Annotated in this window: 24 protein-coding genes; 15 read left to right on the top strand and 9 right to left on the bottom strand. The window is 60.4% G+C overall.

Going from position 1 to position 25,305, the window contains the following annotated elements:
* Positions 1-64 precede the first annotated feature (64 nt).
* The gene (locus ACWJKU_RS06190) at positions 65-751 is read right to left on the bottom strand and encodes a retropepsin-like aspartic protease family protein (RefSeq protein WP_454146816.1); all 687 of its coding nucleotides are present in this window, start codon (positions 749-751) and stop codon (positions 65-67) included.
* Positions 752-985: 234 nt separating this feature from the next.
* On the opposite strand from ACWJKU_RS06190, the gene ACWJKU_RS06185 reads away from it, so the two are divergent.
* Positions 986-3,313 (top strand): dynamin family protein, encoded by a 2,328-nt coding sequence (locus ACWJKU_RS06185; RefSeq protein WP_454146814.1) that lies wholly within the window; start codon positions 986-988, stop codon positions 3,311-3,313.
* A 72-nt stretch (positions 3,314-3,385) separates the two neighbouring features.
* Here the strand turns inward: ACWJKU_RS06185 and ACWJKU_RS06180 are convergent, their stop codons facing one another.
* From ACWJKU_RS06180 to ACWJKU_RS06160, 5 genes are all read right to left on the bottom strand, one after another.
* Positions 3,386-4,261, bottom strand: a complete 876-nt coding sequence (locus ACWJKU_RS06180; protein ID WP_454146812.1) for a phosphoribulokinase — start codon at positions 4,259-4,261, stop codon at positions 3,386-3,388.
* A gap of 39 nt (positions 4,262-4,300) precedes the next feature.
* Complete coding sequence (locus tag ACWJKU_RS06175; RefSeq protein ID WP_454146810.1) at positions 4,301-5,092, bottom strand: HAD-IA family hydrolase; 792 nt, start codon at positions 5,090-5,092, stop codon at positions 4,301-4,303.
* Positions 5,093-5,095: 3 nt separating this feature from the next.
* Positions 5,096-6,160, bottom strand: a complete 1,065-nt coding sequence (gene fba, locus ACWJKU_RS06170) for a class II fructose-bisphosphate aldolase (protein WP_454146808.1) — start codon at positions 6,158-6,160, stop codon at positions 5,096-5,098.
* Between the two features lie 170 nt (positions 6,161-6,330).
* Positions 6,331-8,343 carry a transketolase gene (gene tkt, locus ACWJKU_RS06165; RefSeq protein WP_454146806.1) on the bottom strand — a complete coding sequence of 671 codons (2,013 nt, stop codon included), beginning with the start codon at positions 8,341-8,343 and terminating at the stop codon, positions 6,331-6,333.
* Between the two features lie 242 nt (positions 8,344-8,585).
* Positions 8,586-8,747: a hypothetical protein gene (locus ACWJKU_RS06160; RefSeq protein WP_454146804.1), complete on the bottom strand. Its 162-nt coding sequence runs from the start codon at positions 8,745-8,747 to the stop codon at positions 8,586-8,588.
* Positions 8,748-8,904: 157 nt separating this feature from the next.
* On the opposite strand from ACWJKU_RS06160, the gene ACWJKU_RS06155 reads away from it, so the two are divergent.
* Both ACWJKU_RS06155 and ACWJKU_RS06150 read left to right on the top strand, forming a co-directional pair.
* Positions 8,905-9,891, top strand: a complete 987-nt coding sequence (locus ACWJKU_RS06155; protein ID WP_454146802.1) for a transaldolase — start codon at positions 8,905-8,907, stop codon at positions 9,889-9,891.
* Positions 9,892-10,641: 750 nt separating this feature from the next.
* Positions 10,642-10,920, top strand: a complete 279-nt coding sequence (locus tag ACWJKU_RS06150; protein WP_454146800.1) for a transposase — start codon at positions 10,642-10,644, stop codon at positions 10,918-10,920.
* A gap of 210 nt (positions 10,921-11,130) precedes the next feature.
* On the opposite strand, the gene ACWJKU_RS06145 is transcribed toward ACWJKU_RS06150, so the two are convergent.
* Positions 11,131-12,486: a YihY/virulence factor BrkB family protein gene (locus ACWJKU_RS06145; RefSeq protein WP_454146798.1), complete on the bottom strand. Its 1,356-nt coding sequence runs from the start codon at positions 12,484-12,486 to the stop codon at positions 11,131-11,133.
* 58 nt (positions 12,487-12,544) lie between these two features.
* Here ACWJKU_RS06145 and ACWJKU_RS06140 point away from each other — a divergent pair, with 58 nt between their 5' ends.
* The 3 genes from ACWJKU_RS06140 to ACWJKU_RS06130 all read left to right on the top strand — a co-directional run bounded on the left by ACWJKU_RS06140 (position 12,545) and on the right by ACWJKU_RS06130 (position 15,888).
* Positions 12,545-13,705, top strand: coding sequence for a lipocalin-like domain-containing protein (locus ACWJKU_RS06140; RefSeq protein ID WP_454146796.1), 1,161 nt, complete (start codon positions 12,545-12,547; stop codon positions 13,703-13,705).
* A gap of 58 nt (positions 13,706-13,763) precedes the next feature.
* A complete protein-coding gene (locus ACWJKU_RS06135; protein ID WP_454146794.1) occupies positions 13,764-15,182 on the top strand; it encodes a c-type cytochrome in 1,419 nt (472 codons plus the stop codon).
* A 151-nt stretch (positions 15,183-15,333) separates the two neighbouring features.
* Positions 15,334-15,888, top strand: coding sequence for a DUF488 domain-containing protein (locus tag ACWJKU_RS06130; RefSeq protein ID WP_454146792.1), 555 nt, complete (start codon positions 15,334-15,336; stop codon positions 15,886-15,888).
* Positions 15,889-15,921: 33 nt separating this feature from the next.
* Here the strand turns inward: ACWJKU_RS06130 and ACWJKU_RS06125 are convergent, their stop codons facing one another.
* Entirely contained in the window at positions 15,922-16,101 is a 180-nt protein-coding gene (locus tag ACWJKU_RS06125) for a hypothetical protein (RefSeq protein ID WP_454146790.1), read from the bottom strand.
* A 369-nt stretch (positions 16,102-16,470) separates the two neighbouring features.
* On the opposite strand from ACWJKU_RS06125, the gene ACWJKU_RS06120 reads away from it, so the two are divergent.
* From ACWJKU_RS06120 to ACWJKU_RS06080, 9 genes are all read left to right on the top strand, one after another.
* Positions 16,471-17,370, top strand: coding sequence for an isoaspartyl peptidase/L-asparaginase (locus ACWJKU_RS06120; RefSeq protein ID WP_454146788.1), 900 nt, complete (start codon positions 16,471-16,473; stop codon positions 17,368-17,370).
* Entirely contained in the window at positions 17,367-18,293 is a 927-nt protein-coding gene (locus ACWJKU_RS06115; protein ID WP_454146786.1) for a M90 family metallopeptidase, read from the top strand. Before ACWJKU_RS06120 ends, ACWJKU_RS06115 begins: the two co-directional genes overlap by 4 nt.
* On the top strand, positions 18,265-18,780 hold the full coding sequence (locus ACWJKU_RS06110) for a WbuC family cupin fold metalloprotein (RefSeq protein ID WP_454146784.1): 516 nt from the start codon (positions 18,265-18,267) through the stop codon (positions 18,778-18,780). The genes ACWJKU_RS06115 and ACWJKU_RS06110 overlap by 29 nt, the downstream gene beginning before the upstream one ends.
* Positions 18,781-18,884: 104 nt before the next feature.
* A complete protein-coding gene (locus ACWJKU_RS06105) occupies positions 18,885-19,391 on the top strand; it encodes a cupredoxin domain-containing protein (protein ID WP_454146782.1) in 507 nt (168 codons plus the stop codon).
* Between the two features lie 194 nt (positions 19,392-19,585).
* Positions 19,586-21,004 (top strand): bifunctional D-glycero-beta-D-manno-heptose-7-phosphate kinase/D-glycero-beta-D-manno-heptose 1-phosphate adenylyltransferase HldE, encoded by a 1,419-nt coding sequence (gene hldE / locus ACWJKU_RS06100; RefSeq protein ID WP_454146780.1) that lies wholly within the window; start codon positions 19,586-19,588, stop codon positions 21,002-21,004.
* Between the two features lie 2 nt (positions 21,005-21,006).
* Positions 21,007-22,392 (top strand): replicative DNA helicase, encoded by a 1,386-nt coding sequence (gene dnaB / locus ACWJKU_RS06095; RefSeq protein WP_454146778.1) that lies wholly within the window; start codon positions 21,007-21,009, stop codon positions 22,390-22,392.
* 2 nt (positions 22,393-22,394) lie between these two features.
* The gene (gene alr, locus ACWJKU_RS06090; RefSeq protein WP_454146776.1) at positions 22,395-23,477 is read left to right on the top strand and encodes an alanine racemase; all 1,083 of its coding nucleotides are present in this window, start codon (positions 22,395-22,397) and stop codon (positions 23,475-23,477) included.
* 55 nt (positions 23,478-23,532) lie between these two features.
* Positions 23,533-23,799, top strand: a complete 267-nt coding sequence (locus tag ACWJKU_RS06085) for a DUF1496 domain-containing protein (RefSeq protein ID WP_454146774.1) — start codon at positions 23,533-23,535, stop codon at positions 23,797-23,799.
* Positions 23,800-23,846: 47 nt separating this feature from the next.
* Complete coding sequence (locus tag ACWJKU_RS06080; RefSeq protein ID WP_454146772.1) at positions 23,847-24,260, top strand: TraR/DksA family transcriptional regulator; 414 nt, start codon at positions 23,847-23,849, stop codon at positions 24,258-24,260.
* A 30-nt stretch (positions 24,261-24,290) separates the two neighbouring features.
* Here the strand turns inward: ACWJKU_RS06080 and epmA are convergent, their stop codons facing one another.
* Positions 24,291-25,274 carry an EF-P lysine aminoacylase EpmA gene (epmA, locus tag ACWJKU_RS06075; RefSeq protein ID WP_454146770.1) on the bottom strand — a complete coding sequence of 328 codons (984 nt, stop codon included), beginning with the start codon at positions 25,272-25,274 and terminating at the stop codon, positions 24,291-24,293.
* Positions 25,275-25,305 lie beyond the last annotated feature (31 nt).

Raw genomic sequence — 25,305 nt, 5'->3', positions numbered from 1 at the left:
TGCTCCCAGGTTCTCCAAAAAGGTCATGAGCCTCTTCCGGCCCGCAAACCCGCGGAATACGGCATCATTTCGCCAGCAGAATCAGTTCATTTTGCGTTTCGTCCAGGGTCATCCGGAATCGGCTTAAAAAGCTCATTCCGAGAAGCCTGGCGCCGCGCAGACGATCGTCCGGAAAGAAAGCGACCGGCACGGCCGTCACCGAAGCGGGACCCACCTGCACCGATCCGAGAAGACCGACTCTGATCGGGACGGTATCGTTGGCGGTCTGGCTGATTCCCGGCCGAAGCGCCTCGGGAGCGAAGCCCAGTTCGCCGGCCATCGATTCCGGCAAAGCCAGCGTGGAGGCGCCGGTATCGACCATCAGCGCAACCTGTAGAGCCACTCCGTTCGGCCCCACCAACACCGCGTCCACCTGATGATGAGGGCCTAGCCGCGTCGTTTTGACGGTGACGGCGCGGGACCGCGCTTGCGCCGGCGTCTTCGCGCTGGTGATCAGCAGCCGTTCGATCGCCCCGGACCGGCCGTTCATGAGGACATAGTTGTAATCATCGAGAAGGGTCTTGATCCGGGCGGGCAAATCGCCTTCCGCGGCGCGCGCGGATTCCGGCCCGAGGCGGTCGAGCCCTTCGACGGCGAATCCGTTGTCGCTCGCCAAGGATTCCAGCCGGGCGCGCAGCGTCTCCGATTCGGCCCACGCCGATACCGTACCGGTCAGAAGCAGACCGCAGAGCAATCTGCGCAAACGTCGCATCGTGAATCTCCTCGAGCCATCAGTCGTATGTCGTTTCGGAAGCGCCGCCCCGCTCCTTGTAGACAAGGCCGTCCCGCCGAAGATTCGCAATCGACCTTGGCGGCTGAGGTCGGCGTAACAGAGATGATAAGATATCCTTTTATCGTCCATGGTCTTACGGCTCGGCCCGCGCCGCGGCCGGCAACTAAAAACCAAAACACCGCTGGCCCTTAAAAACATTCAGGAAATCTAAGGATGAAAGAGTCGGATTACAGCAATTACGTCAAAGCATTCACGCGCCTGTTCGAAGCTTACGATGCCGCCGCACCTTATCTGGGCGTAACCGACGATTTCAAATACTTCATCAACCGCAAGCGTACTTGGTTGGAACGGCTCAAATCGCCGGAATTCCCGGTAGCGTTCTTGGGTGCATTCTCCGCCGGCAAGAGTACCATCATCAACGCCGTGCTGGGCGACGATATCCTGCCCCAGGCCACCAAGTCTTTCACCGCCATCCCCACGCTGATCCGCAAAGGCCGCGCCAATCGGGCCGTCATCCACTACCTCGACGAAAACGCGCGGGACGAGCTGAAAAACCTGTACGTGGAAGAGCTGTCCAAGGAGTTACGCAAAAGCGGCGACGCTTACCGCAAGCTGAGCAAAGGCGAACTGCTGAGCACGCTGGCGAAAGATATCGAACAGCACAAAAACCAGTTCGGCTCGTTCAACAAACAAAAATTCTTCGATGAACTGAAAACCCTGATCGAAGGCTGGAACAAGCTCAGCGGTGCGGTCAAAGAAATCGCTCTGGCGGAATTGCCGAGCTATGTCACCGAAGATTACGAAGACGTGCTGTTCGTGGACCAGGCGGAAATATTCCTCACCGAGGTCAACATTCCGGAAAATGTCGTGCTGGTGGACCTGCCCGGACTCGGCGTGGTCAATCCGCGCCACCGCAAGGTGACCAAGTCTTACGTCGAAAACGACGCCAAGGCGTTCGTCATCGCCATGAAGGTGTTCCATCTGCTGGAAGGGGAAGAAATCGAGCTGCTGGCCGAGATCCACAGCCAGCGCAAGCGCGTGTTGCAGCGCGCCTTCTGGACGATCAATCAGTGGGACGTGCTGAGCAGTCAGCAGAAAAAGGAAGAATTGGCGAATTTCGCGCAGAAAATCGACCACTACGGCTTCCACATCTCCAAAGACCGGGTGTTCCGGGTGTCGGCGCTCAATTACCTGCTGCTGAAACTGATCCAGGAAGGCCGCCTGGACAAGAGCGGCAGTATCCGCGAGCATGTGGACGCGCTTCAAAAAGCCATCGGCAAAATACCCGGACGGAACGAGGCGGAAAGTTTCATCAAATCGCTGGAGGAAGCCAGGAACTTCGCCGCATTCCGCGCCAATCTGTTCGATTACCTGGCCAACACCGCCAAAGCGGAGTTTCTCGACGAGGCGCGCAGCGAATATATCGATTTGGCCAAGCGCCTGCGGGAACGCTTGGAACCGCTATATCAGAATTACAAAAACAAAAGTGACGACAGCATGAAAAGCACCTTTATCGCCGGCGAATTGTCGCGCCGCCAGGACGAAGTATTGCGGCACCTCCGCAATACGGTGGAAGAGCACATCAAGGTGCTGCGTACCGAGGTGCTGCCGGAGTTCGTGTTCTGGCGCGATGAGGACCGGGAGCAACTGGGCGAGCAGATCGCCCATGCCATCGACACGCTGGATCGCAAAGCGCTTAAAAACGAGTTGCTCAAAGGTCTGGATCTGCATAGCGTCGTCAGCCGGTTGCCGCACAAAATCGAAGAAAACCTTCACATTCAACATACCTTCCGCAGCCAGTTGCAGCATTTGCTGGATGAGCAAATCGTCCGCCGCCATCTCTTCCGGCTGCTCGACGGCATTTCCTCCAATGAAGCTTTGCCGGAGGACGTGCTGGCCGTGCTGAGCGACCGCTTGAGCGGCCGCGATTTGGTTAGCCGGCTAAAGGGCATGTGCGACGTGTTCTTGTTCGAGTACGGCGGCGTCATCGACGAACTGGGGCGCACCATCATGGCCAAGGAGGCCGACGAGGCCATCCAGAACAAAGAAGACATCATGGAATTGGTGCAGAAAAATGCCGACCGCGCTCTGGAAATCGCCAAGAGCACGCGACTGCTCGGCCCCGACGCGGGCGTCAAGCAAATGCTGGCTTTGGGAGTGGACAAACTGACCGGCATTTACCGCACCCTCAACGATAGGCGGCCGATATCGGCCATATCCGCAGCGGGCGACACCGATGAAATCGACCGGGCGCTCGAGTGCTACAAGATCGGGCTGCTCGATTACACCCGTCAGCAGCAGCGGCAAATCAACAAATTCGCGCGCCGCGGCATCAAAAACTATTTCGAGGAGTTGGAAGAGGAGTTACTGGCCTATTTCGAATCCGTCAAGGACGAGATAGCCAAAACGATCATGAAACAGCTCACCACCGACATCGACGCCGAATTGAACTCCGAACTGCAAAAGCAGAAAGTCGTCAAGGACGCTTATCAAGCGGTCACGGCCGCCCTCAGCCAGAGCAAACGAAACGCCGAGAGCTGAACTTCCGAAGACCGGAGCCCCGGCGCATAGCCTGCCGTACGCCGGGATTCTCTTAAAGACCGGCAATCCTGATCAGGCGTTTTTGCGCTCTTCCATCAGGCATTCGATGATCGGGCGGAAGATGACTTCCATGGCGAGCCCCATTTTGCCCCCGGGAATAACGATTGAATTGTGCCGGGACATGAAGGAGTTCTGAATCATCGACAACAAGTACCGAAAATCGATGTTGAACTTCTTTGGATCTCTAAAGCGGATGATCACGACGCTTTCGTCCGGCGTAGGAATATCGCGCGCGATAAAGGGATTCGAAGTGTCGACCAAAGGAACTCGCTGGAAATTGATATCCGTACGAGAAAACTGCGGAGTGATCACTTTCACGTAATCCTCCATACGCCTAAGGATGGTATCGGTGATGTCCTCCGGGTTGTGGCCGTACAAGGCGTTGTCCCGATGAATTTTCTGGATCCATTCCAAGTTGACGATGGGAACGACACCCACGAGCAGATCGGTGTATCTGCCGACATCGATGGTCTCGGTCTTGACGGCACCGTGCAATCCCTCGTAGAACATCAGATCGGTGCCTTGAGGTATTTCCTCCCAGGGCGTGAAGATTCCGACTTCGTAGCCGAGTTTTTTTCCCTCCTCCTCGCTGCGAACATAGCAGCGGCGCTTGGCCGAGCCGGTTTCCCCATATTGCTTAAAGGTTTTTTCCATCTCGTCCAATATATTGGCCTCGATCGAAAAATGACTGAAATGCCTTCCTTCTTTTTGCGACTGGGCGATTCGAGCATGCATTTCCGCCTGGGGATAGCGATAAAAGCTGTCGCCCTCGATCATGAGAGGCTTTAATCCCAGCCGAAAAAAAATGTGTTCGAAGGACCTCTTGACAGTCGTGGTGCCTGCGCCGGACGAACCGGTGACGGCGATGACGGGATACTTTTTCGACATGGCGGACTCCTCAACAAACTGCGAAACCCGTTCTCGGGCTTATTGTTGCTTTATATTGCTTTCGCGAGTCCAACGCTCGTGCAATTGCTTGAGAACGTCCACATCCGCCAGATCGAACGCTTTCCAAGGCGCTTCGATCAGACCGTTCGAAGGCTGTTCCGGCTCTCCCAGACGATCCGTTACAAGCCGTGCTCCGGTAAAATCCTGATCGGCGGTATAGTCGTTGACGATGACCAGCGTCGGAATCCCTGCTCCCAAGGACGATCGCAAACCGTTCTCCGAGTCTTCGAACGCCAGGCAATCTCCGGCCTCCAGCCCCAGTTTCGCCAGCACGTACTCATAAATGTCGGGCGCCGGCTTCTTGTTCGGCACGATGTCGCCGGCGCCGATGACCTCGAACCAGCCCGGCGCTCCGGACCCGAAGGAGGCCGACAGCAAAGCATGGACGTTTTCCAGTGTGGTCGTGGTGGCGATAGCCAGCCGCAACCCGGCAGCCCCGGCTTCCCGGATCAACCGGACGATGCCCGGCCGAGCCGGAATTTCCACGTTTTTCAGAAGACTTATATAGTGGCGCGTTTTCGCGGCATGAAGATTTTCGATGAGAGCGTCTAACTCGGCTGCGCCGACAGGAATCTCGAGGTGATAGGCGGTGACGAAATGGCGTATGCGCTCCTTGCCGCCCGCGACGGCGAGCAACTCGCCATATAACGTTTCGTCCCAATGCCAGTTCAGACCGACTTCGGCAAAAGCCCGGTTAAATGCGACGCGGTGGCCGTGGCGCTCAGTATCCGCCAGCGTGCCATCCACGTCGAAAATAAGAGCTTTGAGCACGAGCTAGGCGATGACCGGATCCAGCTCGCCTCTACCGTAGCGCTTGTGCATGTCTTCCAGGCCGATGATTTTGATCTTCGAAGCCTGGCCGGCGGCGCCGAACGCCTCGTACCGGGCCTTGCAGATGCTGGTCATGGCTTTCTGCGCTTCCTTGTAAACCTTGCGCGGATCGAAGTTCTTTTTGTCTTCGACCATATATTTACGCATGGCGCCATAGGACGCGATACGCAGATCGGTGTCGATATTGACCTTGCGTACGCCGTGGCGAATGCCTTCTACGATTTCTTCGACCGGTACCCCGTAAGTCTGACCGATATCGCCGCCGTAGTCGTTGATCATCGCCGCCCAGTCTTCGGGCACCGAAGATGAGCCGTGCATGACCAGATGCACACTGGGAATGCGTGCGTGGATTTCCTTGACGCGGTCGATGCGGAGCACCTTGCCGGTCGGTTTCTGGGTGAACTTGTAGGCGCCGTGGCTGGTGCCGATGGCGATGGCCAAGGCATCCACCTTGGTTTTCTTGACGAAATCGGCGGCCTCGTCCGGATCGGTCAGCAATTGCGAGTGATCCAGTTCGCCTACCGCGCCGTGGCCGTCTTCCTCGCCCGCTTTGCCGGTTTCCAACGAGCCCAGACAACCGAGTTCGCCTTCGACCGACACGCCGCAGGCATGGGCCATGTCGACCACCTTGCGGGTGGTCTCGACGTTGTATTCATAGCTCGACGGCGTTTTCATGTCCTCCAGCAAGGAGCCGTCCATCATGACCGAACTGAAGCCGGACTGGATGGCGCGTATGCACACGGCCGGAGAAGCGCCGTGGTCCTGATGCATGCAGATCGGAATGTGCGGATACATTTCCGCCGCAGCCAGCACGAGATGGCGCAGGAACGGTTCGCCCGCATAGCTGCGCGCGCCGGCGGAACCTTGCATGATCACCGGAGCATCGACCGCGGAAGCGGCTTCCATGATGGCCTTAACCTGCTCCATGTTATTGACGTTGAACGCCGGCAGGCCGTAGTCATGCTCGGCGGCATGATCCAGTAGTTGCCTTAGGGAAATGATAGCCATCGATATGCTCCTCTCGCCCGCTCAGCGATGAAGTTCAGCTGCGCTCCGGCACAACCCTCCTGTCAGGCGCCTTCCGGCCTGAAATGGGTATCTCCGGTGGCGCCGGGCGTCCCCTCGGGACGCGCCCCGGCTGAAATCCATCGCCAATCAGGTCCTTTCGTATGCCTAAATTAGAGAATCGACTCCACCTGTTTGACAACGTTGTCGACGGTGAATCCGAACTCCTTGAAGAGCTGGCCGGCCGGCGCCGATTCGCCGAAGCGGTCCAGGCCCACGATCTTGCCGTTGAGTCCCACGTACTTGAACCAGCCATCGCTGACGCCGGCTTCGACGACGATGCGTTTGGTGACGGCCGACGGCAGCACCGACTCGCGATAGGCGGCATCCTGGGCGTCGAACACGTTGGTCGACGACATGGACACGACGCGGATTTTTTTGCCCTTGCCGGCCAGTTCTTCCGCCGCCTTCAGTGCCAGCTCGACTTCCGAACCCGTGGCGATGACGATGGCGTCCGGAGTGCCGTCGGTGTCGCGAATCACGTAGCCGCCGCGCTGGATGGCCTCGATCTGCGCCGGCGTGCGGGACACATGGGGCAGGTTCTGGCGCGAGAAGATCAGAACGGAAGGTCCATCCTTGCGCTCGATGGCGGCTTTCCAGGCGACCGCCGATTCCACCGCGTCGCAGGGACGCCAGACCTGCATGTTGGGAATCATGCGCAGAGTGGCGGTCTGCTCGACCGGCTGGTGGGTCGGACCGTCTTCGCCGAGACCGATGGAGTCATGGGTATAGACATAGATCACCGGCGCTTTCATCAGGGCCGACATGCGCAGCGCGTTGCGGGCATATTCGGAGAACATCAGGAAGGTTGCGCCATAGGGCCTGAAACCGCCGTGCAGAGCAATGCCGTTCATGATCGCGGACATGCCGAATTCGCGTACGCCGTAGTAGACGTAGTTGCCATTGTGGCCTTCCGCATTCACGTCCTTGCAACCGGACCAGAGGGTCAGGTTGGAACCGGCCAGGTCGGCGGAGCCGCCCATGATTTCGGGCAACAGCGGACCGAAGCCGTTCAACGCGTTCTGCGACGCCTTGCGGGTGGCGATGGTTTCGGCCTTCTCGTTGACCTTGGCGATGAAGGCGCCGGATTTCTCGGCCCAATCGCGCGGCAGTTCGCCGATCATGCGGCGCTCGAATTCCGCAGCCAGCTCGGGATATTCGCTACGGTAGTTTTCGAAGCGGTCGTTCCAGTCGGACTCGGCCTTTGCGCCGATTTCCCTGGCATCCCAGCCTTCGTAAATGTCAGCCGGAACCTCGAAGGCAGGATGCGGCCAGCCGATGGTCTCGCGGACCAAAGCGACTTCATCGGCGCCCAGCGCGGCACCGTGGCACTCTTCCTTGCCTTGCTTGTTCGGCGACCCCCAGCCAATGATGGTTTGGCAACAGATCAGGGACGGCTTGTCGGTAACGGAACGCGCTTCTTCAATAGCTTTCTTTACGGCCTCTGCGTCATGGCCATCGACTTTCGGAATGACATGCCAGCCATAAGCTTCGAAGCGTTTCGGCGTGTCGTCCATGAACCAGCCCGGCGTGCCTCCGTGCCCGCGCACTTCGCCGTCGATGGAGATGTTATTGTCGTCGTAGAACGCAATCAGCTTGCCGAGCTTCATCGAACCGGCCAGCGAGCAGGCTTCGTGCGAGATGCCTTCCATCATGCAGCCGTCGCCCAGGAAGACATAAGTGTAATGGTCGACGATGTTATGGCCTGGGCGGTTGAATTGCCCCGCCAGGGTACGCTCGGCCAGGGCCATGCCCACGGCGTTGGTGATGCCCTGCCCCAGGGGACCCGTGGTCGTTTCGACGCCCGGCGCATAGCCGTATTCGGGATGGCCGGGAGTCTTGGAGTGAAGCTGACGGAAGTTCTTCAGTTCTTCGATCGGCAAGTCGTAACCGGTCAGATGCAGCAACGAGTACAACAACATCGAGCCGTGGCCGTTGGAAAGAACGAAGCGGTCGCGATCCGGCCATTTCGGATTAGCCGGATTGTGCCGTATATAATCGTTCCACAGCACCTCGGCAATGTCCGCCATCCCCATCGGCGCTCCCGGGTGCCCGGAATTTGCTTTTTGTACGGCATCCATGCTCAAGGCGCGTATGGCATTTGCTAGTTCTCGACGCGAAGGCATGCTTTTCTCCTTAATACTTTTTATGGTTGCATTACAAAAGGAAGAAAGGAATTTTATCAGTCTGATCGACTTTGTCACGAAATTCGCATGGCTCTTCCCGAAAAACGGCCTTGCGTCACTGCCGCAGCCTCCTGAACGAAGAGACCTCGCAACCCCGGAAGTTTCGAAGGCGCCACCGGATTCCGATTCCGGCGAAAAGGATCAAACTCCCCGGCGATGTCTTTGCATTCCCTATCCGCCTTTCACGGCTGGCCGCGGCCGGCGGCGATGCTTCCGCCCGCATTGCCCTCGAACCGAGTTTCCGCCATGCCCGGCAACGCCCCGATGCACGCGCCCGATCCGTCGGGTTCGGCTGCGCGCCAGCCCCAAAGACTACCGTTCTTGTTAAAAACGTTTCGTTCCATGTATGCTTAGCCGGCTATTGCCGTAGCAGTCCTCAACCTATTTCCGATCGGGCGGTTCCGTCAGAATCGCCGGACAGGACCGATGCAATGGCGATCGGAGCCCGGATATTCCCGGAGCTCACCAGACACACATTACTTTGAAATGTAGGATTCGATCATGCCAAAGAATTTACTTGAACAACTCCGGGAAGTGACGGTGGTCGTGGCCGACACTGGGGACATTCAGGCCATTGAAACCTTCAAGCCTCGCGATGCGACCACCAACCCTTCGCTGATTACCGCCGCCGCCCAGATGCCTCAATACCAGGGCATAGTCGATGACACGCTGAAAGGCGCCAGAGCGACTCTGGGTGCGGGCGCACCGGCATCTCAGGTAGTTTCTCTCGCTTTCGACCGCTTGGCCGTTTCCTTCGGACTCAAAATCCTCGAGATCATTCCGGGACGAGTTTCCACCGAGGTGGACGCCCGGCTGTCTTACGACACCGAAGCCACGGTCACCAAGGGCCGCGAACTGATCGCGCAGTACGAGGCGCAGGGCGTTTCCCGCGAACGCGTACTCATCAAGATCGCCGCGACCTGGGAAGGCATTCAAGCCGCAGCGGTTCTGGAAAAAGAAGGCACTCACTGCAACCTGACCTTGCTGTTCGGCCTGCACCAAGCAATCGCCTGCGCCGAAAACGGCATCACTCTGATTTCGCCCTTTGTCGGTCGAATCCTCGATTGGTACAAGAAAGACACCGGACGCGATTCTTATCCGCCCGCCGAAGATCCCGGCGTTCTTTCGGTCACCCAGATCTATAACTATTACAAGAAATTCGGTTACAACACCGAAGTCATGGGCGCCAGCTTCCGGAACATCGGAGAAATCACGGAATTGGCCGGCTGCGACCTGTTGACCATCGCGCCCGCTCTGTTGGGCGAGCTGCAATCTACCGAGGGCGATCTGCCCCGCAAGCTGGACCCGAACCGCGCGGCCGACTTCCCCATCGAGAAAATCACCATGGACAAGGCAACGTTCGACCGCATGCATGCCGAAAACCGCATGGCTTCCGAAAAGCTGTCGGAAGGCATCGACGGCTTCACCAAGGCGCTGGAAACCCTGGAAAAGCTGCTCGCGACCCGACTGTCCTATCTCGAAGGATAAGAAGCTCACGCAGCGGAGAACATTTCCGGTTCCGAGACCGGATGGCGACGATGACAAGGAACACCTCGGCGCATCACTCCGAAATCAGGCATTGCCCGCATGGCGGGTAGTTTGAGGAAGCCCCCTAGGAAGGGGGCTCCGAACCTGCCCGCGCTTCGACGCTGAAGGTCCAAGTTCATCGGCCCTTCTTTCCTTTCACGCTCGCCCTGGGTCCTGCTGTCGTTACGACGGATCACGGCTTCGTCGAAACCACGACTACTCACGCCGGACGTAACGCCAAGACAGAGACGACCGTCGCGCGCGAGCTGACCGCGCCACCCTCTTAGGAAAGTCGCCGTCCAATACCGCTCAGGATTGCCGACCCGATGATTTTTTGAGCTATCTACGAGCACTTATCCACCGTCAAGACTTGACCGAAGAATAGTGGACTTTTTCAGCCGGCGGCCTGACCTTAACCGATTGATCTCCCGTTCGATAGCTCATAGATTGCGAAAAATCAAGTACATAGTTTAAAAAGAACCTGAAGGACGGCGGTTGAACAGAACGTGATCAGCCGGACAAAAAGCCTGATCGGCCGGACGATGGCCCGATTCATCCCCATGCTTATCCACAGGGTTGTCCACGGAATCTGTGGATAGTAATGCTACGTATTACCCTGAATAGGATCTCAAGCTCCGCCATACTGACGCGGTTCAATGCCGGCAGACACCTGCGTTAAGGAGTTAAGCTCCATAACCGAGGCGAAAATTGATGACAAGAAAACGCTATACGAAGGAGTTCAAGCAGGACGCGGTGCGGCTGGTGATCGAGCACGGGTACACCCAGGCCGAGGCCGGGCGAAACTTTGGGATCAACGCGAAGATGCTGGGGCGATGGATTCAGGAGTTCCGGGCCGATGCGAGCGAAGCCTTTCGGAGGGAATGGCAAGCGGACGGCGGAGCAGGAAGAGCGCCGGCCACCGCCGAGTCGACGGCACGGTCGAGTCCCTCATTCTGGCGACTAATCGCCTGGACTTCGCGGCGGAGTTGATTGCGATCGCCCATCGCGGCCGCTGGACCGTGGAATTGTTCTTCAGCGGTTGGGCGACCGAGGAGGAATTGATCACCTATCTGGAACGAATGCGCCACAAAGCCACCTGAAGCAAGAAATGAGCCCAACATTATTGGGAGAGGGGTTGGGGTGAGGGCGTGCGGCCGCTGGCGTGGCATAGCGGTCATTTCGGAGATCCCATCGCGGTTTTTAGAATGAACGAACTTGCGCCGGGCTCTCCGGCGCCGCCGCCTGAGCTAGGACGAGATCCCGCAACGAACGGTGCGCCGAAGCGGTCGCCGCGACGGCATTTTCCAAGTCCTCCGCAATCGTCTCCAGTTCCGGCAAGGCGAAAGCGGCATGGGACGAAAAGTCGGCATCCTCGCGTTTCGTGCGCATGACCTCCAAAATGTCCCAAACGGTGATTCCGGCGATATCGCGGGCGGGAATGAAGCTTTCGTCGCCCTTCCCCGTCTCAGCCACCAGTCCGCCGGCTTGCAGCACTCCCAGGCTATCCTTGACGGTTTCCCAGGGCAGCGACAAGCGCCCGGCCAGTTCGTCGATGGTCCAGGGCTTGCCGGCATGGACGAAGCGTTCGCCGACCAGATACATCACGGCAAGCCCGAGCCTCTCTTTCAGGCGGTTGCTGAGCTGAAAAAACCGGCTCTTTCCCCTGACGTAGTGAGGATGCTGGAAATAAAAGGCGGCCTGCCCGCCCACCAGCAGGATGAGCCAGCTCAGATCGAGCCAGATCATGAACAGAATGACGATGACCAGGCTCGAATAGATGGCGTGGTAACTGGTCGAACCGACCACGAACTTGGCGAACAGCAGGCCGGCCAGTTTCCACAACAGCCCGCCCACGGCGCCGCCGAATAGCGCGGCCCGCCACGGAACCCGCGTATTCGGAATGTAAAGGTATACGAATGCGAACGCCGCCATGATCATCAAATAAGGAAGCAGCTTTCCGCCGAGATAAAACAGCGTGCCGAAAGGCTCTTGCGCGATCAGTCGCCGGACCGAACCGGCGCCGGGCATGGAAGCGGTCAGGCCGATGGCCGAAAAGATCAGCACCGGGCCGAGCAGGATGACGCTGAGGTAATCGCTCGCCCGCCGGGCCAGGCTGCGTGCCCGGCTGACCCGCCAGATATGGTTGAATGCCGCTTCGATCTTTTCCAGCACGGAAATGATGGTGTAAATGAGCACCGCCAGGCCGACGAAGCCGAGCACGCCCACGTTCACTTTCGTCACGAAGCCGAGAATCGCCTTGGTCAGATCGTCGGCCTTGTCGCCCAGCGGCGCCAGCATTTGCAGGAGGAACGGTTCCAACTGATTGTTCACGCCGAAGGTTTTCAGGAGCGAAAAGCACAGGGCGAGACCCGGCACGATGGCCAGCAAGGTGGTGTAGGCGAGACTGGTGGCGCGGTAGTTCAAGCCCTCGTGGCGAACCGCCACGGCCAGCGCCTTGACCCAGGCGGACAGCAAAGCGGCCGAGGCGCGGAGCCGGTCGAAGAAATCGCGTTTTCGCTGCGCGAGCTTGATGGGATTGGTGAACTTGATTGGCATGCTAGAGACGATCGTTATTGAACATTGGACAATTTGGAACAACCGGGAATAAATTCGTATGGCAAATATCCGCGGCCATATTGTTGTTCGGATCGCCGTCGCTCTACTAGCCGTTCTTTTGTGTCTGATGCTGCCATCGACGTTCCTGCGCCCGCCCGAACGGAGTTCGCCCGGCGCGGCGGCCACGTTCCCGTCTCTGGCGAAGACCTTGCGAAAAATCGCAGAAAAATTCCCGGGCGACCGTTCCGGCCGGCCCTTGTCTTTCCCTTTCGATCACGGCGCTCATCGGGACGCCCCTGCGGAAATTTGGGAATTCACCGGATACATGCATGATCCGGACGGTTACCGTTACGGCTTTCGGCTGAGCTTTACCCGGCTCGGCCTCCAGCCCGGCGAACCCGAAAGACCGTCGGCCTGGGCGGCTCGCGACGCCTATCGGGGGCTGTTTGAATTTCTCGACGGGCGCCGCGCCCGTCATCGGACGTCCGAACGCTTTGCCAGGGCGGCGCTCGGCATGAGCGGATACGATCCCGGCGCCGGGCTGATCTGGCTCGATGACTGGAAGATACGGCTGCCATCCCGAGAAAGTCCGTTCTTCGCCCTGCAAGCCGAGGCCGAAGGGGCTCGGCTCGATCTCCGGCTGGAGGCCCGCAAACCCGCCGTCGAGCCGCCGGCCCGAGGCTTTCCGGGCGCGGCGGGCGGGCTTCTGCGCGCGTATCTGCTCAGCCGGCTGGCGATTTCCGGCACGCTTCGGCTCGACCGGAACCGGCATGAGGTTACCGGCCAGGCCTGGCTCGGCCGCAGTTGGGGAAAATTGGCCCCGCCGGGCGGACAGGTGACCCTGAACCGCTATCAAGTGCAACTCGACGACGGACGCGAGATCCTGATTTTTCAATTGCGGCGCAAGGATGGCAGCGCGCCGCCGCTTTCCGGTGGACTCTCGATCGAAGCCGATGGCCGCGCTCTGCCGATTCCCGAAAACGAGATTCGGCTCGAATCCGGCGCTTACGGATCGAATGTCTCGGGAGCGCGTTACCCGGCAGGCTGGATCGTGAGGCTGCCGAATCTCGCGGCCGAACTGCGCCTATCCCCATTAGTCGAAGATCAGGACGCCGCCCGATCGACTCGCGCCTGGTCCGGCCCGGTCACGGTTTCCGGAAGCGGCCCTCGCGGCGAAACGCTTTCCGGACACGGCTTCGTCGAGTCGGCCAACTATTGACGGCGCGCCGTCCGGAGCAAGAATGATCCGGACATGAACACCAACCCGTGAGCCGAACATGCCGCAGACATCATCGATCCTTGCCCTGGGCGCCGTTACGGCGTTCCTACTGGCGGCCTGCGATTCAAGGGAACAGACCACCGTCGCCCGTTCGCCCGTCGGTCCCGTGGCGTCCGCTCCGCAGCGCCCCGGCGACCCGCAGAAAGGCTATGAAGCCCTGCTCAACGCGCCTTACATGACCTGCGGCATGCCTTACTCGATTTACAAGCAGACGGCCGCGCCGCCGGATTCCGCGGCCCCGATCCCGGACAGGCCCGGGCGAAACGCCGAGTTGCCCTACAATCTCACCGCGTACACGACGCCTCGAGGCGTGGAACTCGTGGCGAACAATTGCCTGTCCTGCCACGCCGGCTTTTTCGACGGAAAGCTCGTCATCGGCCTCGGCAACGAAAATCTCGATTTCACGGAGGACCGTACCGTGGCCGTGGAGAGTGCCGGCGCTTACGCGGAGGGCGAGGCCGAAGCCGTGGAATGGCGGCGCTGGGCCGATCGGATACGCGCCATGGCGCCATACATGATCACCGATACGGTAGGCGCCAATCCGGCCATCGGCACCACGCTCGCCCTGATGGCGCACCGCGATCCCGAGACCCTGGCGTGGTCGCAACGACCGCTGATCGAGCCGCCGCCCAAAACGGCGGCGCCGGTAAGCGTTCCGCCCTGGTGGCGCATGGCAAAGAAAAATGCCTTGTTCTACAACACCGAAGGACGCGGCGACCTGGCGCGCGCCATGATGCTGGGCGCCATACTCTGCGCCGACGAGGTCGAAACCGTGCGAAAAATCGACGCCTATGCGCCGGACATCCGCGCCTACCTGGCATCGCTCGAACCGCCGCCTTGGCCGTTTGCTCTCGACATCGCGCTGGCCGAGCGGGGGCGCGCCGTGTTCGAGCAAGCGTGCGCCCGCTGCCACGGCACTTATGGCGATCATCCGAGCTACCCGAATCTGGTGTCGGGGCTCGACGAAATCGGCACCGATCCGGTATTGGCCCGGAACGCCGCCGGCGGCTCGTCGGACCGGTTCATCGCCTGGTTCAACCGATCTTTTTATGGCGAGACGGCCCGCGCTGCGCCGGCACCGGGTTATATCGCTCCGCCCCTGGACGGGATCTGGATAACCGCCCCTTATCTCCACAACGGTTCCGTTCCCACCATCGAGAGCCTGCTCGACAGCGCCAAGCGGCCGAAATATTGGACCCGGTCCTACGCATCGTCCGCGGCCGACTACGACCCCGCCGCCCTGGGATGGCGCTACACCGAACTCGAACCGGGAAAAGCCGGCGCCGAAGATTCGCGGGAAAGGAAAAAAATCTACGACACTACCCTGCCCGGCCATTCCAACGCCGGACATACATTCGGCGACGGTCTGAGCGGCGAGGAACGGAGGGCCGTGCTCGAATACTTGAAGGCTCTCTGAAAAGCCGACTCGGAATGCTTCTGATTGTTTTTCGAGCGCAAAAAGTGCATTACATACGGGCTCGAACGGCGGATTGCCGGACGCGCGGGTCGGCCAACCAAGCACCGGCTCGAAAAACGGGAAAAACAATCAGCAAAAAGGAAGCGAAACCATGAAGATCTATTCCATCGGCCACAGCAACAGAAGCTCCGGCGAACTGATCGACATGCTCAAGAGACATGGCGTCGGGTGCCTGGTCGACATCCGGAGCCAACCCGGCTCCGCGCGTTTCAGACAGTTCGACCGCCCCGCGCTGGCGCGCGCCCTCACCCGGGCCGGCATTCTGTATCAATGGGAAGGCGACGGCCTGGGCGGACGGCGAACGGCGACGCCGGAGGAAACGAAACATCGGGCTCTGGCTCCCGGATTCAGATCGTATGCCGCCTACATGGAAACGCCGGCCTTCCGCGAAGCCGTGGAACAAATCCTGAAACGAGCGCGGAGTTGCCGGACGGCGCTCCTGTGCGCCGAGAAAGATCCGTCGCGCTGCCACCGCGGTTTGATTTCCGATTACCTGACGGTGCGCGGGCACACCGTCGAGCACCTCATCGCGCCGAACGAAAGCTGCCGGCACGAGCTGCATTCGGCCGCGCGCATCGTCGGTTCGCAATTGGTCTATGACCGCGTCCTGCAAAACCTGGAGCTGTTTGCAACGGATGCGACCTGAGCGCATCGGAAGGTCGACGGAAACGGGGAACGCTCAGCCGCCTTTCCGTATCTGCTGCCGGAGGCGTTCCAGATAACGGCGGAAGAACGAGGTCGCCGCATACAGCAACACCGCGTAGAGTATCCACTCCCGCGGAGATACGCCAGTCGGATCGTCGTCGAACGCCACGATGCCGACGAAAGCGACCAGACAAAGGGCAAAATAGTTGTACATGAACGCGTCTCGCTGAACGGATATATCGAGAATTTCAAGTTTTTATGGTAACAAACACGCGATGACTCGCTCGATCCGGCACGGACTGGAACAACCGTCCCGCGACGAGGTGCGCCCGCATGCGGTTAGACCCTCGGCTCGCCGGATTATTCGCCTGCCGGATGACGCCGAGAAACGCCTACAATACCGCACTCGTTCAACTTAAAAACCGCCGTTGAATCTCCGAAATGACCGCCATGCCGCATCAACGGCCGCACGCCCTCACCCCAACCCCCCTCCCTCCGGGAGAAGGGCCGGGAATGAAGGCTTTCCGGGTTGTTGTTTCCAACGGCCGGATTTAGGTTCAAACATCAACCCGTAGCGAATCGCATGGAAAAGCTCTTCTCCAAAATCGCCCGCGCCCCGGTCCTCCTGATCCACGGCGGCGCAGGCCCGCTCGAGACCGATCCCGGATCGAGCGAGAAACGCCGGGCGTTCATCCGGGATCTGGCGGCATCGGCGTGGGCCGAGATCGATCGGGGGCAATCCGCCGTCGACGCGGCGGCGGCGGTCGTCAAGCGGCTGGAGGCATCGGCCCTGTTCAACGCCGGCTCCGGTTCGGCCTTGCAAAGCGACGGACTAGCCCGGCTCTCCGCCTCGCTGATGGACGGCGAACGCCTGAAATTCTCGGGCGTCATGCTGGCGACTCACATGATCCACCCCATCGAACTCGCGCGGGCGCTCCAGGACCGGAGCGAATCGGTGCTCGGCCCCTTGGGAGCCCAGCTCCTGGCGCGCGAGCTCGGCATGGCACCGCAAAATCCGGCTGCGCCGGAGCGCGTGCGGCGCTGGCTCGCCCATCTGGAACGACAAGCCGCGCCGCCGAGCGGCAGCGGCACGGTAGGCGCGGTCGTCCTGGACAAGCAGGGCCGTTTGGCGGCCGCCACCTCCACCGGCGGCGGCCGGTTCAACGGCCCCGAGCGGATCTCCGACTCGGCGACCGTGGCGGGCAATTATGCCTCGGGCCATGCCGCCGTCAGCTGCACCGGCATCGGCGAACACATCGTCGACGACGGCGTCGCGGTGCGCCTCGAAACCCGCGTGCGGGACGGCCGCAGCATCGTAGAAGCATCGGAATCGATCTACCGCGAAGCCGTCGAGCGAAATCGCGAATACGGCTGGATCGCCGTGGACCGCGATGCGGCATGGTGCATGTGCTGGACCAGCGAAACCATGCTTTGCGCCGCGATCAGCGCGGATTGCCGGAGCCCGATATTGGGTCGGCCATGATCTCACCTTTTCGCCTGCTCCGCCGACGGCGCCGCCGCAAGCTTCTTCAGCGCGGACTGATACCCGAGTCGACCTGGCTTTCGGCCCTCGCGGGCCTGCCGATTTTCGAATCCCTGACCCCCGGTGAGCGGGAGCGCCTGCATCGATTGTCCACGCTTTTCGTGCACGAGAAGATCTTCGAACCGGCCGGCGGGATGGCGCTGGACGACCGAGCGTGCGCCCGGATTGCCGCGCTGGCATGTCTCCCGATCCTCAATCTCGATTTCGACTGCTATGAGGGATGGCGCACGGTAATCGTTTATCCGGGCGGATTCATACGCCCGCGCTCGGAATTCGACGACATCGGCGTCATGCACGAATGGGAAGAAGCGCTGACCGGTGAATCCTGGGAGCGCGGCCCGGTCATATTGTCGTGGGCGGACGTCCAGGCCTCGGGATATTGCGACGGCTACAACGTCGTCATCCACGAAATGGCTCACAAGCTGGACATGCTCAACGGCACGGCCGACGGTTTTCCGAACTTGCGCCGCGGGATGAGCCGACGGGACTGGACCGACACGTTCACGGCCGCGTTTGCCGATTTCAACGACCGCCTGGACCGGGAGGAAGATACGCCCATCGACCCTTATGCCGCCGAGACGCCGGCCGAATTTTTCGCGGTGCTCAGCGAATACTTTTTCGAAGTGCCGGACCTGGTGCGCGGAGAATATCCGGCGGTCTACGATCTTCTCGCGCAATTCTACGGACAGGACCCGGCCGCGAGATTACCGTCGGCATCGGCGAGGCACGGGCCGAAATGTCGGAGCCGAAAGGCGGATGCGCCCGGCGAATGCCGGCAAGCCGGTCCGAATCCGCTTCGCGAAACGCTCGCCAACGCCGCAACAGGAGACCATCATGCATACCTTGAAAACGATCAGCGATAAACAGCTCCTCCGCTTGAGCGGCGAGGCCGCAGCTTCGCCCAGGCTACGCAAGAACCTGAACGTTCACCCGGTCCCGGAGGATCCGATCCAGCGCCTGTTCAACGCCCTGGAGCCGGGCACTTACGTCCGTCCCCACCGGCATGCGCGCCCGGACGGATGGGAACTGATGCTGGCGGTGCGCGGCGCTTTTTCCGTCATGACATTCGACGGCGACGGGACCGTCCTGGAGCGCATCGACCTGAGCGCCGCGGGAGGCGACACGGCGGTGGAAATTCCGCCGTATACCTGGCACGCCGCGGTCGTTCTGGCGCCTGAAACGGTGATGTTCGAGGTCAAGCCGGGGCCCTACCGGCCCGTCGAGGACAAAGACTTTGCCGCCTGGGCTCCGGAGGAAGGCGATCCGGAAGCCGAACGGGTCGTCGCCTGGTACGAAACCGCCAGGCCCGGCGACCGCCCGGCACTTCGAAAGCCGGCCAAGGCGCAATAAGGACGCCGGACACGGCCTGTCTCGCATAAAATTTACAATTCGTCCCGTTTCGGGCGACGCATGCCCGAAAACGCTTTTCAGGTTCTTTTGACAAGGAGAATATCGTGAAGCCAGCTTCGATTCATCCCGCCGCCATCCTCGCTTTAGTTCTGGCCGTCGCCGCGCCGGCGCACGGTTCCGAATCGTCCGCATCGCCGGATTCGGGGAACCCGCATCATTCCGAGGTTCACTCCGCCGATGAAAAAACGGCTGCGAGCCAACCCGGCAAACCCGAAGACGTGACACGAACGATCGAAGTCAAAACTCTCGACAGCATGAAATACGATCCCTCGTCGTTCGCCATCGCCCGCGGAGAGACCTTGCGCCTGATCGTTACCAATACCGGCCGGCTAAGGCACGAAGCGACCATCGGCACCCCGGAAGAGCAGCAGACCCATGCCGAGGAGATGGCCAGCGGCGCGGTTCATGACAGCCCCAATTCCGTAACGGTGGATCCGGGCGAAACCAAGGAACTGATTTGGCGGTTCGATCAGCCCGGACGATTCGAGATCGGCTGCCATATTCCGGGCCATTACCAGGCGGGCATGGTCGCGGAAATCACCGTTCACTGAAATCGGCGAGCGCGACGGCCCCGGCGCGGGCGAGGCTGTCGCGCCGGCTTCCGAAGCCGGCCGGCCGTCAAAACCCGCGCGCCCAAGCCGGCCCCCGATCCGATTCCGCCCGCCATCCGCGCCGGGAAGCGGAGTCCCAAGAACCCGCAGGTGCTTGTGATATCCTATCGCCCCGTTTTCGTTTCGTTAAATCCATGCAGCTCCCTGATTTCGGCCCGGCCCGCATCCTGGTCGCCGGCGATTTGATGCTCGATCGCTATTGGCACGGCGGAACCTCCCGCATTTCGCCCGAAGCCCCGGTCCCGGTGGTACGGGTCGACAGCGTTGAGGAACGGCTGGGCGGCGCGGGCAACGTGGCCCTCAATATCGCGACTCTCGGGGCACGAGCCGGCCTCATCGGCTATTGCGGGCAAGACGAGGCCGGACAAAGTCTGATCGCTCTTCTGCACGCCGCGGGCATCGATTGCGCCGTGGAACGAATTTCGGGGCTGCCGACCATAACCAAGCTCAGGGTGCTGAGCCGACATCAACAGCTCATCCGGCTGGATTTCGAAGACCGCTTCCACGGCGTCGCATCCCATCTTCTCGAAAATTTCGCCGGGAAATTATCCGAAGCCGACGTCGTGGTGCTCTCCGACTACGGCAAGGGGACGCTCCATCCGGTTCAGGAGCTGATCCGGCTCGCGAGACAAGCGGGCAAGCCGGTGCTGGTGGATCCCAAGGGCGCCGATTTCGACCGCTATCGCGGCGCCACGATCATCACGCCCAATCGCGGCGAATTCGAGGCCGTGGTCGGGCTCTGCCGGGACGACCATGAACTCGTGGATAAAGGGCTCGCCCTGCAAGAACGGCTCGGACTGGTCGGACTCCTGATCACCCGCGGCGAACACGGCATGACCTTGCTGCAACGCGGCGAATCGCCCCGGCATTTGCCAGCCCATGCCAAAGAGGTCTACGATGTCACCGGAGCCGGCGATACCGTCATATCGACTCTGGCCGCCGCTCTGGCGGCCGGCGCATCGCTGGAGGACGCTACCGGCCTTGCAAATCTCGCCGCTGGAATCGTCGTGGGCAAACTAGGGACGGCAAGCGTGACGCTCGAAGAATTGGATTATGCCCTGCACGGTCAGCGCGCCCATCGTCGCGGCGCGATCGGACTCGGCGAACTTCTGCCCCTGCTCGGCGCGGTGCGTCGAAACGGGGAAAAGATCGTCGTCACCAACGGTTGCTTCGACATCCTGCATCCCGGCCACGTTCAATATCTCCGGCAGGCCCGTGCCCTGGGCGACCGGCTTATCGTGCTGGTCAACAGCGATGCCTCGGTGAAACGGCTCAAGGGCGACAGCCGCCCGGTCAATCCGCTGGAACATCGCATGGCGATGCTGGCGGCGCTCGAATGCGTCGATTGGGTCGTGCCGTTCGAAGACGATACGCCGCGCGACGTCATCGGACGCCTGCTGCCCGATATTCTCGTGAAAGGCGGCGACTACAAGGACATCCGCGACATCGCCGGCCACGAGCATGTTCTGGCCAACGGAGGAGAAGTCAGGATTCTGGATTTTCTGGGCGATTATTCGACCACCCGCATCATTCAAGCCATACGCAATAGCTGAACATGTCCGAACGCGCCCGTTTGATGGATAAAACCGTGGACGCTCTCCGCGTTCCCCCGTATTCCGTCCACGCCGAGCAGTCCGTTTTGGGCGGCCTGATGCTCGACAACCAAACCTGGGATGTGGTGGCCGACCGGGTAGGCGAAGAGGATTTCTACCGCAAGGACCACAAGCTCATATTCCGGGCCATCAAGCAGCTCGCGGAAAAACAGAGCCCGTTCGACGTCGTCACTTTGTCGGAAGTTCTGGAAAAAACCGGTTCTCTGGAAGAAGCGGGAGGACTCGCCTATCTCGCGATGATGGCCAAGGAGACGCCCAGCGCGGCCAATATCGCCTCTTATGCCGATATCGTCCGCGAAAAGTCGGTGTTGCGGCAGTTGATCCACGCCGGGACGGAAATCGCCGATTCCGCCTTCCAGCCGGAAAGCCGCGATTTGGCCCAATTGCTCGAAACCGCCGAGCAAAAGGTTTTTCAGATCGCCGATCAGCGGCGGCGCGGCGGCGCCGGCTTCAAACCCATCAAGTCCCTGCTGTCGACCGCCATCGACCGAATCGAGATGCTGTTCCACAAGGAGGGGCACATCACCGGGGCCAGCACCGGCTTCAGCGATTTCGACGACATGACCTCGGGCATGCAAGCCTCCGATCTCATCATCATCGCCGGCCGGCCATCCATGGGAAAAACCACATTTGCCATGAACATCGCCGAAAACGTGGCCATCAAGGAGCAGATTCCGGTGGCCGTGTTCAGCATGGAAATGCCGGGCGAGCAACTGGCCATGCGCATGATGTCGTCGCTGGGCCGCATCGACCAGCACCGGGTGCGCACCGGCAAGCTGGAGGACGACGAATGGCCGCGCATGACCTCCGCCATCAACATTCTGGCGGAAACCAAGCTGTTCATCGACGACACCCCGGCCCTGACGCCCACCGAAGTGCGCGCCCGCTGTCGCCGCCTGGCCCGCGAACACGGGCAACTGGGGCTGGTGGTGCTGGATTATCTCCAGCTCATGCAGTGTTCCGGCGGCGAAAACCGGGTGGCGGAAATCTCGGAAATTTCCCGCTCGCTCAAGGCGCTGGCCAAGGAACTGAACGTTCCGGTGATCGCCCTTTCGCAGCTCAACCGCAACCTGGAACAGCGCCCCAACAAGCGCCCGGTACCGTCGGATCTGCGCGAATCCGGCTCCATCGAGCAGGATGCTGACCTGATCGTGTTCATCTACCGCGACGAGGTCTATAACCCCGATTCCGCTGACAAGGGAACCGCCGAGATCATCATCGCCAAGCAGCGTAACGGTCCCATCGGCACCGTACGCCTGACCTTCCTCGGTCAATATACGCGCTTCGAAAACTTCATCTCGGATCCTTACGCGGACGAGGCTTTCTGATTATGGTTCGTTCTGCCTATGCCGAGATCGATCTGAGCGCGGTCGTGCATAATTTGGCGCGTATCCGGGCTTTCGCGCCACGAGCGAAGGTCATGGCGGTCATCAAGGCCAACGCCTACGGCCACGGATTGATCCGGATGGCCAAGGCGCTGGCCGAGGCGGACGCTTTCGCCGTGGCTCGCGTCGATGAAGGCATCGCCCTGCGGGACGCGGGCATAAAACAGCGCATCGCCGTGCTGCAAGGGTTCGCCGACCGAGAAGAACTGGAACGCCATATCCGCTATGGACTGGAACCCGTGATCCACTCCCCGTTTCAGGTGGCGCTTTTAGAACGCATTGCCCCCGCCGAGCGCTTGTCGATCTGGGTGAAACTGGATACGGGCATGCACAGGCTCGGCTTGCCGGCGGACGAGTTTTTGTCCTGCTATTCGCGGCTGCGACAATGTCCCGCCGTGCTTCAGCCGGTTCCGGTGATGACCCATCTGGCCAACGCCGACGACTTGCACGATACGATCACCGCAAAACAACTGGACCTGTTCAAAAGCGTGCTCCACGACATCCGAACCGAGTGCAGCATCGCCAATTCGGCCGGGCTTCTGGCTTGGGACGCTGCGCGCGCGGACTGGATCCGTCCGGGCCTCGTGCTTTATGGCGCGTCGCCGTTTCCCGATCGCACGGGTCCGGACGAAGGGCTCACGCCGGTCATGACCTTCCGGAGCTGGCTCATCGCCATAAAAAACCTCGAAGCCGGCGATGCCGTGGGTTATGGAGGAGACTGGATTTGCCCGTATCCGACCCGCATCGGAATCGCCTCGGTCGGCTATGGCGACGGTTATCCGCGCCATGCCCGGTCCGGTACTCCGGTGCTGATTCGGGGCCGCCGGGCGCGCCTGGTCGGGCGCGTGTCCATGGACATGATCACGCTCGATCTCACCGATTGTCCCGACGCCCGGATCGGGGACGAAATCATCTTATGGGGCAAGGGTTTACCTGTCGAGGAAATCGCTCGCCATGCCTCGACGATTCCATATGCGCTGCTGTGCGGAGTTACCCCGCGAGTCAAAATGATTGAGCGATGGGAATAGCACGTATTTTTTGACGGGAATGCCGGGCCGATAATGGATCGCCTTCGATATCGAAGTGCTGACGCAAGGAACCGCCGTGCCCGAACGCATCGCCAAACCCCAGGTCGGTTCCCCCGATCCTGAGCTTAAAACCTCGCCGATTCTCGAGGAATTCGCAGACGACTATTCCGTGTTGAAGCAGCAAGTGCCCGGCGAACCGGTCTGCTACTTCAACGACAAAAGGTATTCTCACGGCAGCTATGTGTGTAGCGGCGATGCGCTGCTGCGCTGCGACTACGGCATTTGGATCAGGACCGGATCGTGCGATCCGGATAATCCTTGACGTCGCCGCAATCGCGATCCGGTTTCCAGCGAAGAAAGGATAAGATCATGCCGCCGCACCTCACAGACGAACAGATCGAAGCATTTCGCAAAAGACTTCAGGAGCGTCTTTCGGAAGTGCGCCAGGGAATTCGCGAAGAAGTCATCCGCGCGGACCGTCAGCACTTCACCGATGTCGCCGGCGAAGTCCACGATCAGGAAGAAGCGTCGGTTGCCAGCCTGGCTATCGATATGGAACTCCAGACCATAGATCGGCACGTTCAAGAAATCCGCGAGATAGAATCCGCGCTGATCCGCATCGGCAGCCGGGAATTCGGAATTTGCGTCGATTGCGAACAACCCATCGCTTTGGCGAGACTCGAAGCGAACCCCACGGCTGCGCGCTGCATCGCCTGCCAGAGCGCTTACGAAAAAGAAAAGGCGCTGATGGCCCAATCGCCGCCCGCCCATCCGTCGCTGTAAGACTCCCGTGCTTTCAACGCTGTTCCGCGGCTAAGCCCGTGCCGTCGGAAACGCCAAAACGTCGTCGATGGATCCGGCCCGCATCATGATCATCAGCAGGCGATCCAAGCCCAAGGCTATGCCGGCGCAGTCCGGCAGACCGCTTCCGAGCGCCGCCAATAAACGCTCGTCTTTAGCCGGCAACGGCAGGCCGCTTTCTGCGCGGACGGCCAAATCCCGATCGAAGCGTTCTTCCTGCTCGACCGCGTCGGCCAGTTCGTAAAACCCGTTGCCCAGTTCCAATCCTTCGAGAAATATCTCCACCCGTTCCACCACGAGAGGATCATCGGGCTTTTTTCGCGCGAGGGAAGGAAGAAAAGCGGGGAAATCGCAAACGAAAGCGACCCGCCCTCGCCCAAGGCGGGGCTGGATTCGATGGCTGAAGAGCAGATCGAGCCACAAGGAACGATCTTCGCCGCAAAGCGCTTCGGCCTCCGGCAACTCCTGGCTCTTCGAGCATTCCGCAAGCTCCTCGAACGAAGCAAGCAGCGGGTCGACGCCTATATGCTCGCGAAACAGATCTCGGTAACCAAATCGCTCGGATGGCCCTAGCCTTAGATCGTTACGGCAGATTTCCGCAAGCAACGCATCGATTTCGTCGATCAATCGAGCCAGGGTGAATCCTACCCTGTACCATTCCAGAAGCGTGAACTCGGGATTGTGATAGCGGCCGGACTCTTCATTCCGGAAGGCTTTGCAAATCTGATAGATCGAGCCGCTGCCCGCCGCCAGCAGGCGCTTCATCGCGAACTCGGGGGAAGTTTGCAGGTAAAGCAGATCGCCGCCGGATTCGCCCGGTCGACGCAAGGAGGTCGTAAAAGGATGGAGATTCGGGTCGGTCACTCCGGCGCGGCAGAGTAACGGCGTTTCGACCTCCATGACGTCTCTTGCCGCAAAAAAACGCCGGATTGCGGCGAACAGTTCCGCCCGTTTTTTTAGCGCGGCCAACGGACAGCCGGGGCGCCATTCGATCATGGCCGGGGAAAATGCTTTGGCTTCAAACCGG

The sequence above is a fragment of the Methylocaldum sp. MU1018 genome (assembly GCF_053646775.1).
Note: the sequence above shows the minus strand (reverse complement) of the source record. Positions and strands in the feature narration are given on the sequence as shown.